At 62.4% G+C, this 17,225-nt stretch carries 11 protein-coding genes and 1 pseudogene; 8 read left to right on the top strand and 4 right to left on the bottom strand.

Features of this window, described 5'->3' with window-relative positions; all coding sequences use genetic code 11:
- Positions 1 to 30: 30 nt before the first annotated feature.
- A complete protein-coding gene (locus ACYX7E_RS02550) occupies positions 31 to 3,684 on the top strand; it encodes an SIR2 family protein (protein WP_462078962.1) in 3,654 nt (1,217 codons plus the stop codon).
- Between the two features lie 280 nt (positions 3,685 to 3,964).
- On the opposite strand, the gene ACYX7E_RS02545 is transcribed toward ACYX7E_RS02550, so the two are convergent.
- A complete protein-coding gene (locus ACYX7E_RS02545) occupies positions 3,965 to 4,699 on the bottom strand; it encodes a hypothetical protein (protein ID WP_462078961.1) in 735 nt (244 codons plus the stop codon).
- 45 nt (positions 4,700 to 4,744) lie between these two features.
- A complete protein-coding gene (locus ACYX7E_RS02540; RefSeq protein WP_462078960.1) occupies positions 4,745 to 5,644 on the bottom strand; it encodes a hypothetical protein in 900 nt (299 codons plus the stop codon).
- Positions 5,645 to 6,761: 1,117 nt separating this feature from the next.
- Between ACYX7E_RS02540 and ACYX7E_RS02535 the strand changes: the two genes are divergently transcribed.
- The 7 genes from ACYX7E_RS02535 to ACYX7E_RS02505 all read left to right on the top strand — a co-directional run bounded on the left by ACYX7E_RS02535 (position 6,762) and on the right by ACYX7E_RS02505 (position 14,896).
- The gene (locus ACYX7E_RS02535) at positions 6,762 to 7,427 is read left to right on the top strand and encodes a hypothetical protein (RefSeq protein WP_462078959.1); all 666 of its coding nucleotides are present in this window, start codon (positions 6,762 to 6,764) and stop codon (positions 7,425 to 7,427) included.
- A gap of 520 nt (positions 7,428 to 7,947) precedes the next feature.
- The gene (locus ACYX7E_RS02530) at positions 7,948 to 10,179 is read left to right on the top strand and encodes an NADP-dependent isocitrate dehydrogenase (protein WP_462078958.1); all 2,232 of its coding nucleotides are present in this window, start codon (positions 7,948 to 7,950) and stop codon (positions 10,177 to 10,179) included.
- 629 nt (positions 10,180 to 10,808) lie between these two features.
- Complete coding sequence (locus ACYX7E_RS02525; RefSeq protein WP_462078957.1) at positions 10,809 to 11,963, top strand: hypothetical protein; 1,155 nt, start codon at positions 10,809 to 10,811, stop codon at positions 11,961 to 11,963.
- Positions 11,960 to 12,535 carry a GTP-binding protein gene (locus tag ACYX7E_RS02520; RefSeq protein ID WP_462078956.1) on the top strand — a complete coding sequence of 192 codons (576 nt, stop codon included), beginning with the start codon at positions 11,960 to 11,962 and terminating at the stop codon, positions 12,533 to 12,535. The genes ACYX7E_RS02525 and ACYX7E_RS02520 overlap by 4 nt, the downstream gene beginning before the upstream one ends.
- On the top strand, positions 12,528 to 12,947 hold the full coding sequence (locus ACYX7E_RS02515; protein WP_462078955.1) for a roadblock/LC7 domain-containing protein: 420 nt from the start codon (positions 12,528 to 12,530) through the stop codon (positions 12,945 to 12,947). Before ACYX7E_RS02520 ends, ACYX7E_RS02515 begins: the two co-directional genes overlap by 8 nt.
- Before the next feature lie 57 nt (positions 12,948 to 13,004).
- Complete coding sequence (locus ACYX7E_RS02510; RefSeq protein ID WP_462078954.1) at positions 13,005 to 13,364, top strand: hypothetical protein; 360 nt, start codon at positions 13,005 to 13,007, stop codon at positions 13,362 to 13,364.
- Between the two features lie 1,115 nt (positions 13,365 to 14,479).
- Entirely contained in the window at positions 14,480 to 14,896 is a 417-nt protein-coding gene (locus ACYX7E_RS02505; protein WP_462078953.1) for a helix-turn-helix domain-containing protein, read from the top strand.
- A 205-nt stretch (positions 14,897 to 15,101) separates the two neighbouring features.
- On the opposite strand, the gene ACYX7E_RS02500 is transcribed toward ACYX7E_RS02505, so the two are convergent.
- Together ACYX7E_RS02500 and ACYX7E_RS02495 are read right to left on the bottom strand one after the other, a co-directional pair.
- Positions 15,102 to 16,130 (bottom strand): NADP-dependent oxidoreductase, encoded by a 1,029-nt coding sequence (locus ACYX7E_RS02500; RefSeq protein WP_462078952.1) that lies wholly within the window; start codon positions 16,128 to 16,130, stop codon positions 15,102 to 15,104.
- Between the two features lie 74 nt (positions 16,131 to 16,204).
- Positions 16,205 to 17,161: pseudogene (locus ACYX7E_RS02495) on the bottom strand (aldo/keto reductase); the annotation flags it as partial.
- Positions 17,162 to 17,225: the final 64 nt, after the last annotated feature.

Genomic DNA, 17,225 nt, shown 5'->3' with positions numbered 1-17,225 from the left:
ATGTGAGAGTAGTTGCGGGGAGCAACCTCAATGCGTTTCGTTGAAGCAGGCCCTGACATTCCAACCGATCTTATCGTTACCCAAGAACGGGGTGAAACCCTCTTTGTCTGTGGGGCTGGGGTATCGCGTACTGTCGGCCTTCCATTGTTTGGCGGACTGGTGGAGGGCGTGTATCGACGCCTGGGGGAAGACTGGGCGCACCATCTGGCCGAACGAGAGGGCATGGATGAAGGCGGGAGATTGCATGGCCAGTACGACAGGGTTCTGCGGTGCCTGGAACGTCGGTTGGCTGCATCTGAGGCGCCACGCAACCGAAACATGCAAGCACGCATCCGCGCTGCGGTTCGCGATGAACTCGCACCGCCGGAAGATGCGGACTTGTCCAACCACTTGGCTCTCTTGGACTTGTCACGAGATTCCCAAGGCCGCTCCCGATTGCTCACCACTAACTTCGATACGCTGTTCGAACGTGCTTGGATGAATGAATACGACGAGACCACGACAAGCTACGCTGGCATGGCGTTACCACGCCCGATGAGCGAAGGTTTTACCGGAGTGCTGCATCTGCACGGCAGGCTTGCTGATCCCTTGGTCGGCACTGTCGAAACGGATTTCGTCCTCACGAGTGCCGAGTTTGGCGATGCCTACCTCCGTACCGGGTGGGCCTCCAGATATGTCTACGACCTAGCTCGAACGCACACGCTTGTTCTTGTCGGCTATCAAGCGGACGATCCGCCCATGCGTTATCTCCTGGAGGCACTGGAAGCAGATCGTGAGCATTATCCTGATTTACGGAAAGTCTATGCCTTTGGCGATTGTTCTGCCGAAGATAGGGATCTCATGGATGCGATGTGGCGAGCGAAAGGCATCGAACCCGTTCTGTATCAGGTGGACAACGGCGATCATGTCGCGTTGTATGACACGCTGCGCGAATGGAAAACCTATGCAAGGGATCCTACCGCCTGGAGACGCGAGCGGTTGCGTAGCATGCTTGCAGACGATCCGGCCCCGTCGTCCGAAGGTCACATCGACTGCTGTCTGAAACTACTGGATCGCGGGGATGCGATCCAGCTGCTGGGAGAACTGTCGCTCGACACGGCTTGGCTCCCTGTCATGGTTCAGCGCGGCATGTTCCAGAAACAGTTGCCAGATGTGTGGATCGCAAGCCGGGTCGACGATCCAGAGATGATTCGCGCTTGTGCCGCGCTGACGCCTTTGGACGAGCAAACACGATGGCGCGTACAACGTGCACTGGATCAGATCGGCAACGGATTGACGGCCGTTAGGGAAAGGGCATGGCGCTTGTTTCTTAGCGTGCGGGCACCTGCCTCCAACCCTATGTTCGACGGCGGTTGGTACGGCTGGCGAGATCAGATTCGCCGCGGCCGGATCGACTTCCAGGCGCGCAATGTTATCGCCAGCATACTGACGCCGCGTATCAAGCTGGATAGACCTTTTTGGTGGCCGGACGAAGAAGAGGAGTCACCGGAAACCTTGCACAAGCTCGTCCGGGTCGATCTGGAGCCAGCCGATCATCCGCCACCGTCAGAGATACTGCAGATATGGCCGGATACCATGGACGCAGGGCTGGCCCTCTTCAGGACACTGGATCGATCCCTCGTCGAGGCTTTGGAGCAGGCATCGGATCTGGACATGACCGGTGGCTGGGATCGGCCCAGCCGGGACATTCCCTCGATCGCGAAGCACCATCAGAACACCCATCGTGGTGGATTCCGGCCCATCGTTCGAGCATTGGCGGATCTGTGGCAGCGCATCGCAGCGCACGACCCTGAGCGAGCACGGCTGTTGATTGGGCATTGGCGCGAATCGCCCTTCCTGTTGCTTAGGCGATTTCACATCTTTGCGTTGGCAAACGGATCCTGGCCGGCAAACGACGCCGCGCGGGCTGTACTTGCGCTCAATGACGATGATTTCTGGGACGACGACACCCAAGTAGAAGTCATGCGGCTGCTGGCAGGCCGGTGGGCCGAGTTCGGCGATGAAGAGCGCATCGCACTGGAGGATCGTTTGCGTACAGGAGTGCCAAAGACGCTGTTCCTGGACGAGGCGACGGCGGATGAGGATCGATGGCAATCGATTGTCGACAGATCGAGCTATCGCCGACTGCATCGAATCGCTTCCGCGGGCGGAGATCTGTCGCAGGAGTCGCGAGCGTTGCTAGCTGACATCGCGGCACGGCATCCGAAGTGGCAGCCAGAATCCGGTGATCGCGACGACTTCTCCATTTGGCACACCTCCAAAGTTGGACCCGATGGCCATCCCGAGCTGCTTGCCGGAATCGATGACGATCGGCTCGTGCAGGAAGCGTTTCGCCTTCAGCAGGAACGCCAATACGACGAAGGCGATCTCTGGCGAGTCTTCTGTAACGCCGACCCCGAGCGGGCATTACGGGGATTGAGGCACGAGGGCGATGCCGATCGCTGGGATCCGGACGCTTGGCGCTACTTGCTCTGGGCAGCAAGCGAGCAGGGAGATGACGGTTTCCAGCACGAACTGGCCGAACTGGTTCTCAGGATGCCCGATGCGACGCTGAAAGAGATTCTGCACGCTGCCGGCTCCTGGATGGTGCGTCAACGCGAGACCCTGGCGGAAGCCATCGAAGGCGGCGAGCCGCGCTTTCTGTCGGTGTGGGATCGGCTTGCCGGTCTGGCGTATGAGGATCAGGATGGCGCGGAAACAGAGTCTGGCTTTGACGGCGACCTGATCAACGAAGCGCTCAATCGGCCGGGCGGCGATCTGGCATCTGCGTTACTGGACGCGTTGGCGGCTACGAATCCAGCCGACAACAGCGGCTTGGGCGATGTGCTCGGCCCACGATTCTTGAGGCTTGTGGCGGCTTCCAATCGTGCAGGTCTTCTGGGGCGCGTCTATATCGCGCGCGCGCTTGCATACTTGGATGCCATTGATCCGGACTGGACCGGCGAGCACCTGGTTCCGAGGCTGGATTGGGCGCATGAGGAAGCGTTGCCATTGTGGCAAGCCTACGCTCACGGGCGGATAGGGCATGCGAGGCTCTTCAATGCGCTCAAGCCTGCCATGCTGCAAGCCTTTGAACGCAGGAGTCTGTCCGCCCGGGCGCTCGAAGGCGTGTTCGTGAAGCTGTTCTCCGTTGCTGCTTGGCATCTGAAGGGCCAGGGTGCGGAGTATGCGCTGGCCCCTACGGAGGTGAAGCGGGCACTTGCCGTCGCGCCGGGAGAAGTGCGGCAGAATGCGGCATTGCACCTATGGCGAATGATGAGCGACGACAAAATTGCCGACAAGGCCGCGCATTGGCGGGATCTCGTCAAGCCGCTACTGCAGGGGATCTGGCCGCTCGATGCGCGGGCCAGGGGAAAAGGCACTTCGGAAAGACTCGTTCTGATGGTGCTGGAGTGCGGCAGTGCGCTCCCGGACGCAGTCGAATCAGTTCTTGATTTCGTCGTGCCTTACCAGTTTCCCAGCCTCACGCATGCGTTGCGGCTCGAGAAGCGTCATCAAGATCTCTATCGGGAGTACCCGGGTGCCTTTCTACGGCTTGCGAACGCAATGATCGATCCTGACGTGTTTCAGGTTCCCAATGATCTACCGAAGTTCCTGGAAGAGTGCATCGCCTTGGATCCGGAACTGGAGAACGATCCGGCCTATATCAGGTTGTATGGGCTGCGGCGGCAACAGAATGCATAGCGACTGTTCGGGTAACGTCTGCGTTTTGGGTACGCCCGATCAAATTATATTGCCAGCACCCTGATCGTAGACGGCTGTAACAGAAGGTCGCCGAAAGACGGAAGCCGTACGGCCGCTTTTGGCCGCTAGCGGCCACTGAGCCAAGATTCGTTCCAGAAATGTTTGATTGCACACGTTCGTGAGCGCGCGACCGACATGTCAGGAGCAAGAGCCGCGGCAGGCACGGCGTTCTTCAGAAGGTGGTGGCAAGCGCCCGGGTGCGGGTGCTCATAGGGATTTTCTAGTCGGTCGGGGTGGACGCCTGCCTCCCCATAATCGCCTTTCCGGCCGTCTCCACGACCGTCGAGCGTCGGGTCGCCGGATCGAAGATCGCCACATGTGTCTCCGAAGCATCAATGATGTAGCCGGTGAATAGCAGCTCTCCATCCATGACGATCTGGCTGCAGCGCATGGCGGCATCTAGTTCATCTCTGTCGCAACCCGACGCGAACCGTGCCAACTCCTTTGCGGCGACGTCCTTGCCAATGGTTTCGCCTACGACAGCCGGCAGCAGCAGGATCATCATCACGAACATGATTGCGATCGGGATTCCGACGAGCACGAAAGTGCTGGCGAAGAGGTTTCGGAGCAGCTCCGATGCCCATGCTGGAAGTCCGGCAAGCCTGGTTGCCGGATCCTTGGCCCGCAGCCATGCGCCGAGTTTCTCCATGCCGTACATGTAGAGGCTGAGCGCTAGGATCCACAACGCAATCTGCCATTTGTGCTCGGAGAAGGCTTTAACGAATACCAGGAACAACTCAGCCAACGTGTAGTAGCCATTGATGACGAACCAGTCAGTCGTCTTGGGGAAATGCCCTGCGCTAACACCCATCTGGTACAGGTGGACGCGATGGGCCGCCTGACCCATGAGATGTAGCGACACGCCGCCAACGGCTGCGGTGATCGCGCCGAGCTTGGCAAAGGCGGACCAGTTTGGTTTGAGAGTCGGCATACCGTTTGCGTCAGGTTGGTTCATCGGTACTCGTCTTCGTCATGGTAGCGAGAGAGGTGGCTCAGGCCTTCAGCCGCGATCGGCGAATCCGCGCTCGATCAGTATCTCCGCCAGTTCTCGGAATTCAGCGTCGGTCAGGATCGGAAACAGCCGCGATGACATCCGCTGGCTGACGGTACAGTTGTTGTTGCCGTTCCAAGTGGCGGACGTTATCCCTAGCGCATCCCAGAATTGTGCGAGTCCGCGGTCCGCAGTGCACAGTCCGAGCGCTTCCTGCCCCAACGGGGCGCCCGCGGCCAGTATTTCCACGGCGCGCACGTCCGACACGGCATTGTGCGCGGCCTTGTGGCCATACCTCGGCGTGGGCTTGATGACGCCCCTCGCCGCCGACGCGGTTTCGTTTGTCGCACCTTCGTACAGACATGACAGAGTGGCAATGAGCACGAACGAAGCGCCTAGTCCCCTACGTTGCGCGGCGTCGAGAATCCGGTTCCGAATCGCGACGAGCTCACGGCGCGGCCGCCGTTCGGCGACCTCTGGTGCGATCTCGCACAGGAAGTCCACTTCGATGCGATGCCGCGCTTGCAGATCGACGACATTCTGGTAAACCTGCAGGAAGTCGTCGTCCCGGTGCCGGACGACCCTGGCGTGGTGGAAGTACGCGCCGATCTTGTCGCAGGATCGCCGATACTCGTTCTTAAATTCGTCCAGTGTTGGGATCCGAGCCTTATTGCCCTCGAACGCACACAGCATCGGGTTGATCGAATGGGTCGCTTTGTCCAGGAAATCCAACCACCAGCGCATGGCGGCGTCGCGTGGGATGTATGGCTTCTTGCGCGGCTCCTGGCCGATCCAGCTGACAATGTTCCGATCGAGCAGGTGGATGACGGCGCTTGTCATGGCCAATGGTGAGACGCCACCGGCCACCAGCGAATAGACCGTGAGCGGATGTCTGAAATTCAGGCTCATCGACAGCTGTAGGGTGCGTTCTGAAGTCACGTGCCTCGATTTCGCCAAGGGGGATTTTGAGGATATCAGACAGTCTGGAACCGGCGGGTCGCATAGTGCGATATTCCAGGCACCAACCTTAATTCGAGAGGACGCCTTAAGACGTTAGCAATCACCACTTTCCCGAAAAGGCAGGTTTCAATGTGAATCGCCTGGGATGTAGGTTCTCCTTTGCTTTCAGCGGCATCCGGTGAAGAGTTCCCCGGGGTCATCCATTGCCTGATCGTCCATGGGCAGCCTCGACCGCTGCAGGATGCGGGTTGATACTACCGAGAAAAATCGATTTCAGCGCGGCTTTGGTCATCATGCCAACGCTGCCATGTTTCGCGCTCAGCCTCGCAGGCCTCGGGAGAAAAAATGCGTGGGCGAATGGAATAAATATCTCCGCGGTCCATGGCGAAAACATAGCGATCCTCATGCTCGATGATAATCCGCCGGATGAGCAGCGCTTCGCTTGTGTCCAGCGTGGTCCACGTTGCGATGGCTTTCTCCCAATGCAGGTGTAAAGCAGGTGCCTGGGGCTCAAGGGCAGAAGGATGTCTCCATTCTGCATGTCCATCCGCCGCCGAAGTTGTAGTTAAAGAGGTCGACGGAGTTCAGCCGCACAAGCGGATTGTCGGTCGTCGGCCAAGATACACTCTATGGCGCGTGAAGGATTGTCCAGCGAGTCGGCGGCAGCTTTTCGCCCGTACTCGTGAGCAAATGCCGCAGGCTCCATATCCACATCTATCTTCCTACCAGCGTGGTGGCCGTCAGGTCCCCGCCGCCATCAGGTTCGTGTTCAATCGCAGCACTCTTTCCCGTCTCGATTAGATATTGCATCAAATTTCAACTATGGAACGAAACTTGAGACACAATCTAATCAAGCGGTCCAAGCTGAGCTGCCCCGCGGCGCACCGTTCGACTTGGATGCCTTGGCCCATCTCGGGGTCCCGTCCCAACCGGGCGCCCAAGACACCAAGGGCAGTTGGCTGGTACGCCTGTGGCGACTGGTTTTTGCCGTCTGCACGAAGGGGACCAAAGCACCTAGGGACATTGGCTTCGCGCCCTCGGCGATCAACATCAGGGAGGAGTGGATGTGAGCAGAAAACTCTGGAAAGCTCTTGCCCTTGGCATCGCGGCCGCGATCATCGGTGTCATGTACATGCAATGGCGGTCCATCAAGGTCGATGACACCGAAACACTTGCGCAAGAGCACGGCGACTCCGCGCATGTCCTGGAGCCAGCGGGTCGCGCCCGGTCGGTCGCGCCCGAGTCTGCGGTAGATGAGTCTTCCACAGGCGCTGATCTGGCAGCTTCAGCGCGTGCACCCTTGGATGGTGCCTTGCATACGCCTACGCCAATGTCTGCAGAGAACGCTCGGCGCGTTTCAAGATTCTCTGAGGGTCTCGCGATGAATAGCGAGCGGCAGAAGGAGTTTCTGACCCTCGCGACGAATGAGGAAAAGGACCCGCAATGGTCTCCGCAGATGCAGAGTGCGCTTACCAACGCTTTGAACAATCATTACGGACAAAGAAGTGGGCTTGAGGTCAGCGATGTCCACTGCACTCGCTCCATCTGCACGATATCCGCAGTCGTCAAGGATTCCACTTCGGTAGGCCAGGCCAGCGACTGGCAGGCATGGATAGGCCCCGTCATGAACGAACCCTGGTTCGGCGATCAGTTCTTCGACGCAAGTACGACGATGGGAACGGACGATAAGGGTCTTATCTATGTCACGTACTTTCTGAGAAAGTCGGATTAGTCAGGTCATCCGACCGTTGATCACCGAAGCGGCCAGAACGCGCTGATGACGTTCGCTTTGGGTCCACATCTCGGCCGGACTTGCTGACCGGGTGGAGGTGCGGTGCTCGCCTTGATGTTCAAAGCGGTATTGGTCTGGCGTTGGTGATGGCGGGTCGAGACCCGCCCTACGGACATGCGGGGGGTGAGACCCGTAGGGCGGGCCTTGGCCCGCGCGAACGATGACCGCCACGCAGCATGCACGGGTCTTACGCATCGCAGCAGCAAGGCCACGGCAAGCGCCACACGGCGGTATCGGCACGCGATCGCATGGTTCGGGCCTGATCCTGGCCTGTCCCGGGACACGCGGCAGCGGGGGCTCACCTTTCGCCGACTCCCCGGACAGGCGACAATGGCAGGCACGCGCGCCGGTCGGCGCGCCTGTTCACGGCTGCATCCCGCCTGCGGATGATCCGGGCTTGCAGCCGCTGGCCCCAGGCCCGTGGCGTCTTCCCCGCCCGCTTGCACGAGACAACGCCTCCATGTCCGAAACACCGAAGATCCTCTACACCCTGACCGACGAAGCGCCGTTCCTGGCCACGCAATCGCTGCTGCCGGTCGTCGAAGCCTTCACCCACACCGCCGGCATCGCCGTCGAGACGCGCGACATCTCGCTGTCGGGCCGGATCCTGTCGCAGTTTCCGGACCTGCTGCGCGACGACCAGAAGATCAGCGATGACCTGGCCGAACTGGGCGCGCTGGCGACCACGCCGGAAGCCAACATCATCAAGCTGCCCAACATCAGCGCCTCCGTGCCGCAGCTGAAGGCCGCGATCAAGGAACTGCAGGCGCTGGGCTTCGCGCTGCCGGACTATCCCGACGCGCCGGCCGACGATCGCGAACGCGACATCCAGTCGCGGTACGACAAGGTCAAGGGCAGCGCGGTCAACCCGGTGTTGCGCGAAGGCAACTCCGATCGCCGTGCGCCGCTGTCGGTCAAGAATTTCGCCCGCAAGCACCCGCACCGCATGGGCAAGTGGAGCGCGGACTCGAAGTCTCACGTGTCGCACATGGACGCCGGCGATTTCTACGGCAGCGAGCAGTCCACCACGCTGGACGAGGCCGGCAGCCTGAAGATCGAGCTGGTCGGCAACGACGGCAAGGTCACCGTGCTGAAGGAAAAGACCGCGGTCAAGGCCGGTGAGATCGTCGACGCGTCGGTAATGTCGCGGCGCGCGCTGGCGGCCTTCATCGAGGCCCAGATCGCCGATGCCAAGGCTCGCGGGGTGCTGTTCTCGCTGCACCTGAAGGCGACGATGATGAAGGTCTCCGACCCGATCATGTTCGGTGTCGCGGTCGATGCGTTCTACCAGGACGTGCTGGCCAAGCATGCCGACGCGCTGCAGCAGATCGGCTTCGATTCCAACAACGGCATCGGCGACCTGTACGCGCGCATCGGCGCGCTGCCGGCCGCCCAGCAGGACGCCATCAAGGCCGACATCGACGCGCTGTACGCGCAGCGCCCGGCGCTGGCGATGGTCAACTCCGACAAGGGCATCACCAACCTGCACGTGCCCAGCGACGTCATCGTCGACGCCTCGATGCCGGCGATGATCCGCGACTCCGGCGGCATGTGGAATGCCGAAGGCAAGCTGCAGGACGCCAAGGCGGTGATCCCGGACCGTTGCTATGCCGGCGTCTACCAGGCCGTCATCGACGACTGCAAGGCCAACGGCGCGTTCGATCCGGCGACGATGGGCTCGGTGCCCAACGTCGGCCTGATGGCGCAGAAGGCCGAGGAATACGGCAGCCACGACAAGACCTTCCAGGTCGCCACCGATGGCACCGTGCGCGTGACCGACGCCAACGGCAAGCTGGTCTTCGAGCACGCGGTGGAAGCCGGCGACATCTGGCGCATGTGCCAGGTCAAGGACGCGCCGATCCAGGATTGGGTGAAGCTGGCGGTCAACCGCGCGCGGCTGTCGAACACGCCGGCGGTATTCTGGCTCGACAAGGACCGTGCGCACGACGCCCAGGTCATCGCCAAGGTCGAGCGTTACCTCAAGGACCACAGCACCAGCGGCCTGGACATCCGCATCCTGGCCCCGGTCGACGCGACCCGCTTCTCGCTGGAGCGCATCCGCAAGGGCCAGGACACGATCTCGGTCACCGGCAACGTGCTGCGCGACTACCTGACCGACCTGTTCCCGATCATGGAACTGGGCACCAGCGCGAAAATGCTGTCGATCGTGCCGCTGATGGCGGGTGGCGGCCTGTTCGAGACCGGCGCCGGCGGTTCGGCGCCCAAGCATGTGCAGCAGTTCGTCGAGGAAGGCTACCTGCGCTGGGATTCGCTGGGCGAGTTCCTCGCGCTGGCGGCGTCGCTGGAGCACCTGGGCCAGCGTTACCTCAACACCCCGGCGGCGGTGCTGGCCAAGGCGCTGGACGTGGCCAACGGCAGGATCCTCGACAACAACCGTTCGCCGGCACGCAAGGTCGGCGAGCTCGACAACCGGGGCAGCCATTTCTACCTGGCCCAGTACTGGGCGCAGGCGCTGGCCGACCAGGACGAAGACCCGGCGCTGAAGGCCACGTTCGCACCGCTGGCCAAGGTCCTGACCGACAACGAGGCCACGATCCTGGCCGAGCTGGTCGCCGCGCAGGGCAAGCCGGTCGACATCGGCGCCTACTATCGTCCGGACCTGGCCAAGGCCGGTGCGGCGATGCGTCCGAGCGCGACGTTCAACGCCGCGCTGGCAACGCTGTCGGCCTGATCCCTGTCCACGATCCTCCTGCGCTGGCCATCCGGCTGCGCTCGCGACAGATCGTGAACGGGCGAGGGGGCCGGTCGAACCGGAGCGATCCGGTTCGATGCCGCCCCAAGTGTGTCCATGCAGACCCGGCTCCGGCCGGGTTTGCTGTTTTTGGCGTAAGGCGCCGACGCAGCGTGCCGATGCTGCACGGATGCCGCACCGGTACCTGCCCCCTGTGATCGCGTCGCGTAGCGCCTGGTTCTCCTGTCTCGTGGATCGACGGTGATCGCAACACCACAGTTCCCGACGTCATAGGCACGGAGACGCTGCGGCCGATGCGGCCGATGCGGCGGCATCGTGGTCGCCACTGCATGCGCCACGAACTGTGACGCATACGACAAAGCCGCGACACGAATAACCTCTGATCCTGCTGCGCGTGCACGCCGCGTGATGATTTTGCGCGCTGCATCACCGTTCGCCTGCGAACCCGCCCTTAACATCCATGCAAGCGCACGTGACGCCTCCCGATGGCAATGACCATGGGCCCGCCATTGGACGCGCTGGTAAAGGAACAGGGGAACAACTTGGTAATGCACGCCACGACCTCCGCCGACAACGGAGCGGTCAGGGTCTTGATCATGGGCACGGACATGCCCACCGAACATGCGCTGCTGCAGCGCCTGCAGTCGCTCCCCCCTGCTTCCTCCTCGAACACCGACGCATCGTCGTCCAACACGGCGATCGCCAGCTGCGACGACCTGTGGACCTGCGATCTGCTGATCGTCGCCGGCAGCAGCGCGATGTCGCGGGTCGGACTGCGCATGGCGCAGACGCGACCGTCGCTGGCCTTTTGGATCCTCGACGACGACGGCAGCCTGCACGATGGCCGCAGCCCGATGCGCGCGGTGCTCGACAACGAGGCCATGCGGGCGGTGCTGGTGGGAGCGACGACGGACGGCGGTACTGCCGATGCCGTCGATGCCATTGATCCCCCCGCTCCCGTTGACCCCGCCGACCCCCTCGCACCCGCTGCCCCCGCGCGCACGGCGCGTGCGCCGGAAGCGAGTGCGACTGCGGCGCCAGCCGCCGCGCCTGCAGACGATGCGAGCCTCGCGCAAACACCACCACACCCGGTCGCCGTCACTGCGATCGCACCAGGAGTCATGTCCGACGAGGCCGCGGCACCGATCGCCGGCCTGTTGCGCGAACGTGTCGCCAATGGCGATGGCCTGGCCACGCTGACGCGCGACGGAGAGGCCCTGCTGTTGCTGGATTTCGACCGCCGCCTGGCCGCCCCGGTCTCCGGCATCGACAAGGATATCGCCAGCGTGCTCGCCACCGATTTCCATCGGCTGCGGCTCGAACCGCTGTCGGCGCGCGACTTCAATACCAGCGCCTCGGCCGCGCAATCAATGCCGCTGGCGCCGCTGCTGTGGAACATCGCACTGCGGATCGACGGGCCGGTGCCGCTGCTGGACCCGATGGACCGGCGCACCGTGCTGTCGCTGCGGCAATGGCCGGACTTCCGCGCGCTGGCCCATCGCCACGACCATTTCCGCCTGTGCTGCCTGCTGCTGAAGCGGCCAAGCACAACCGCCGAAGCCGCCGACCTGCTGGAACTCGACGCCGCCACCGTTGACGGCTTCTTCAACGCCGCCTACCTCAGCGGCTACGCGCAGGTCAGCCGGCCGGTCCCCGCCGCCGCCCCCGCGCCGGGCCCGGCGGTGACCGAACGCAAACGTGGCGGCTCGGCACTGGCGCGGATGTGGCGTTCGGTGCGCCAGGGCATGCAGGCCGGCTCATGATCGAGCACAAGATCGTCATCCTGGGTTCGATGGGCGCCGGCAAGTCGACGCTGGTGCGCGCGGTCGCGCAGAGTCGCGTCGTCGATACCGATGTCGACAACACCGATGCCTCGTCGGCAAAGCTCGCGACCACGGTGGCGATGGATTACGCCGACGTCGCGCTGCCCAATGGCGATCGCATGCGCCTGTTCGGCACGCCCGGGCAGACACGCTTCTCTTTCATCTGGCCGATCCTGCTCGAAGGCGCGGCCGGTGCCCTGGTGCTGATCGATGCCAGCGGCGAGGACGCGAGCGCCGAGCTCGACCGTTACCTCGACGTGCTGGCCGAACACGCTCCGACCGTGCCGATAGCGATCGGCGTGACCAAGCTGGACCTTGCCACGGACACCGCGCTTGCCCCCGGCACGGCGATGGACACGGCGATGCAGCGGCTGTCGGCACGTGCCGATGCGCGCGGGCAGGTCGTGCCGATCGTGCCGGTGGACGCGCGCGACGCGACACAGATTCTCATGTTGATGGATGTCCTGATGACCCAGATCGACACCGCCGACCTGGTGGCCGCGCATGGCTGACGCATCGTTGCCGAGCCGTCCAGTGACCGACGCGCGTATCGCGCGGATCCGCGCCGAGCTCGATGCCTTCGCGACCGCGATCCCCGGCCTGCGCAGCGCTGTGGTCGCCAGCGTCGACGGCTTCGCGCTCGCCGAAGCCAGCGGCCAGGGCGGCAACGGCGAGCGCCTCGCGGCGATGACCAGCTCGATGCTCGCACTCGCCAAAGCGGTCTCGCGCGAACTCGCGCTCGGCAACATGGAAGTGCTGATGCTCGAAGCCGACGACGGCAAGGTGCTGATGCTGTCGATTCCCGTGCCCGCCAGCCCGCTGCTGCTGATGGCGGCCTGCACCCGGCGCAGCGTCATCGGCAGCGTGCTCTGGAGCGCACGCGAGTGCAGCCAGAAGATCCTGTCCGCATGCAACGACGGCTGACGCCACGTCGCGCATGTCCCGCACCGAACACTCCCGCCAACCACAAAGGAAACCGCAATGGCCAGCCTGAAACAATCCCTGGATGAACTGATGACGATCGACGGCGCCCAGGCCGTCTCCCTGGTCGACTACAACAGCGGGATGCTGCTGGGCGAGGCCGGTTCCGGCGTCGACATGGAAGTGGCCGCCGCCGGCAACACCGAAGTGATCCGCGCCAAGCTCAAGACCGCCAACTCGCTGAAGCTCAACGACAGCATCGAGGACATCCTGATCTCGCTGGGCAAGGCGTACCACATCCTGCGCCCGGTGGCCTCCAAGCCCGGTCTGTTCTTCTACGTCGTGCTCGACCGTAGCAAGTCCAACCTCGCCCTCGCGCGCCGCAAGGTGCTCGACGTCGAAGGCGCGCTGGAACTGTAATCCGACACGGTCGGCAGAGGGCGTTTACGAGCTTCGATCTGCATTACGATCCCCTGCCGGCCAAGGCAGGGGATCGACTTCAGTTCTTTGGAGCGTTGCTTTTGATTGCGTCCACAAGCGCCGCTCAATTTTGCGTTCGCACAATCAACTGAAACCTCATACCCAGACCATTGCATGATCCTTCGATTCGATTCGAATTTGGCTCGGCAAGTTGATCATGGAGCAGTCAAAGCCACATAGCCAAGAACTCCTTCGAGCGCGGATGGTGAACCCTCGCATGTCGAGCTGAATGAGTCGAAATGATGAGGATGCCCTGGCACGAACAAGTTGCAACGATACAAAGGGACGAACCCGGCTCTCGGCTGGGTACTCACGTAGCCTGTAAAACCGTGCAAGGTATTCGGATACCCAGCACCCGGCTCGCAATTGGGATCGACAGACGTAAACGGGCTTGGTGATTTTCCTGCAACAGGAACAAGACAATTGTAGATCGCATGCGATCCAGCGAAGGGAGTAACTGACACGAAACCTAGCGTTCCTTCCTCGACATATCTCGTTTCCCACGTATTGGGCAACCACCATCCGGTGAAATGGTAACCAGACGTCCCATTCTGTTTCCAGAAATGTCGTCTTAGTTGCATCGGATTGAAATCCGGAATGTAGCTGGCGGCCACCACGCTATCTGCTGTATTGGATGATCTATTTTCTGTGTTAGCAGTCGGCGCAAACACTAACAGAGAGATCAGGGAAGAAAGAACTACGCACTTCGATGTGCTCATTGGAACCTCCAGATTTACGCAGGTTGTTTCGGCAAACGACCGGTATCCAGGCTTCTCTCTGCACTCTACTTTTGAAGACATACGATGAGAGATTGCCGACACTCTTGATCCCACATGTAGCACCGGCTTGCAATCTGAAGATGCGTACTTCGGAGCCTCTCTCACCTGACAGTTTGAAATTCGCACTTGATTCTTCATATGCTTACCCGCCATCGCAACCCATGGTGCTGCCTTACGTCACTATTGGTGACGTCCTGAGAATATTTGAAGATCCATAGGCTCTCGTCAGGTTGTAGAATCGTTTGTCAGGCGCTCTACGCATTTGGGAACGCAGGCATGACGCTTAGTGCACGGATAAGGAAGTCAAGAGTACACAAGGGGTTCTCTCAGTCGGAGCTGGGCAACAAATTGAGAGTAAGTCGGAGCGCAGTTGCAAACTGGGAGTGCGGAGACAAGGCTCCCAGCAGTGTTCGGTTACAGCAACTTGCACTCGTAGCCGAGGTTTCGTACGAGTGGCTTGCCACTGGGCGCGGGTCCCCAGAACTTCAGGACGATTGGATTCCTACCCTTGATGCAGATATCGTTGATGATCCCGAAGAGAGAGTACTTTTACTGGCCTACAGAAATAGCTCTGGGGTGAATAGACGGAGCATCTTGGAGTTCATCGCGTCTACGTCATCGAGCGCTCGACAAATAATTTCCCGCGCCAGGTCGTCGCGGCAAAGAAGTCGAACAGATCGTGTTCTGGGATGAAATGCTCTTGAACAGGAGTTCTGCACGTGTTCACGTCTAGCTCCGGAAGATTCAATCCTTCTACGAGCTCTCACAATAGAGCGCTTGACATTCTCCTCCGAGAAATTTTCGAGCTACGTGTCGCAAGTAAGGCTCACCCACGCATGTGCGTGGTGGGTGTTGTTTACCCGCAAACTACCCACAGAAAATCGCTGCGCGCACGCCATCAATCCCGGATGCGCACCAGCCGCTTGCCGAAGTTGTCGCCACGCAGCAGACCGATCAGGCCCTGCGGCGCATGCTCGAGGCCTTCGATGATGTCCTCGCGATAGAGGATCCTGCCGTCACGCAGCCAGGCGCCCATCTCGCGCAGGAATTCGGGATACAGCTTGATGAAGTCGCGGACGATGAACCCGCGCAACGTCAACCGCTGGCGCAGGATCTGGTTCAACAGGGCCGGCGCGCGGTCGGGACCGGGCACGGGCTCGCCACGCTGGTTGTAGCTCGAGACCGTGCCGCAGACCGGCACGCGCGCGAAATCGTTCAACAACGGCAGCACAGCGTCGAAGACCTTGCCGCCGACATTCTCGAAATAGACATCGATGCCGTCCGGACAGGCGGCCGCCAACTGCGCCGCGAAGTCCTCGGCACGGTGGTCGAGCGCGACATCGAAGCCGAGCGCGTCGCGCAGATAGGCGACCTTGGCGGCCCCCCCGGCAATGCCGACGACGCGCGCACCCGACATCCGGGCGATCTGTCCGACCGTCGCGCCGACCGGGCCACTGGCGGCGGCGACCACGAGGGTTTCCCCGGCCATCGGCTTGCCGATCTCGCGCAGGCCGGCATAGGCGGTGAAGCCGGGCATGCCGTAGACGCCGAGCGCGGTGCTGGGTGGCGGACCGTCAGGATCGAGCTTGCGCCGCAACTGGTCGCCATCGACGACCGCGTGCGTCTGCCAGCCGGCGTGCGACAACACGAGGTCGCCCGGGGCCCAGTCGGGATGCAGCGACTGCACCACCTCGGACACGGTGCCGCCTTCGATGACGTCGTCGATCTCGACCGGCGCGGCATACGAGCGCCCGGCATTGAGCCGGCCACGCATGTACGGATCCAGCGACAGCCAGCGGTTGCTCAGCAGCACCTGGCCGTTGCGCGGCACCGGCAGTGGCACGTGCTCGAGCCGGAAGTTCTCGGCCACCGGTTCGCCGGTGGGGCGCGAGGCCAGCACGATGCGGGTATTGATGGCGGCGCTCATGCGGTGGCTCCGGTGCGGGTGCGCTGGCTGCCGGAGCGTTCCGGGCCTGGGGCTGGCGTTACCGATGATGGCGTGCTGCCCGCGACTGCACTGGCCGCGTCCAGCGCGGCGATCTGTGCTGGCGACAGGACCAGCGTGCGCGCGACGGCGATGTCGCGCAGCTGGTCGACGCTGGTCGCGCTGACGATCGGCGCGGTGATGCCGGGGCGGGCGATCAGCCAGGCCAGCGCCACCTGCGCAACCGTCGCCGCGTGCGCACTGGCCACGTCGTCGAGCGCCTTCAGGATCCGCAGGCCGCGCGGGTTGAGGTACTTGTCGACCACGCCGGCGCCACGCGCGCTGCTCTTGCCGGCGTCGCCGGCCACGCGGTACTTGCCGGTCAGGAAGCCGCTGGCCAGGGCGTAGTAACTGATGACACCGAGGCCGGCGTCGCGCACCAGCGGCTCGAGCGCGTCCTCGTAGCCGGCGCGATCGTAGAGGTTGTATTCGGGCTGCAGGGTTTCGTAGCGCGGCAGGCGGTGTTGCTCAGCCACCCGCAGGGCTTCGGCCAGGCGCGGCGCACTGTAGTTGGAGGCGCCGATCGCGCGCACCTTGCCCTGTTCGATCAGTCGCGAGAACGCGCCCAGCGTGTCCGCCAGCGGCACGTCGGGATCGTCTGCGTGCGCCTGGTAAAGATCGATGACATCGGTCTGCAGGCGACGCAGCGAATCCTCGGCGGCGGCCTGGATGTTCAACGGCGACAGCCCCGGATGCCGGCTCCATTTGGCGACCTTGGTGGCGATGACCAGCTGGTCGCGACGTCCGCTGCGCTTGAGCCAGCGCCCGATGATGGCTTCCGATTCGCCGCCCGCATTGCCAGGCGCCCATGCCGAATAGACGTCGGCGGTGTCGACCAGGTTCAGGCCGAGGCCGACGCAGGCGTCGAGCAATCCGAACGAGGTGGCCTCGTCGGCGCTCCAGCCGAAGACGTTGCCGCCAAAGGCGATCGGATCGACCCAGAGGCCGGATCGGCCGAGTTCTCGTTTCGACATGTCGTGTCCACTACCGCATCGGGTCCTTCAGCTTAGCCCCGGGGTGCGACGGCATTGCCTGCGG

This window comes from Luteimonas sp. RIT-PG2_3, assembly GCF_054902115.1.
Note: the sequence above shows the minus strand (reverse complement) of the source record. Positions and strands in the feature narration are given on the sequence as shown.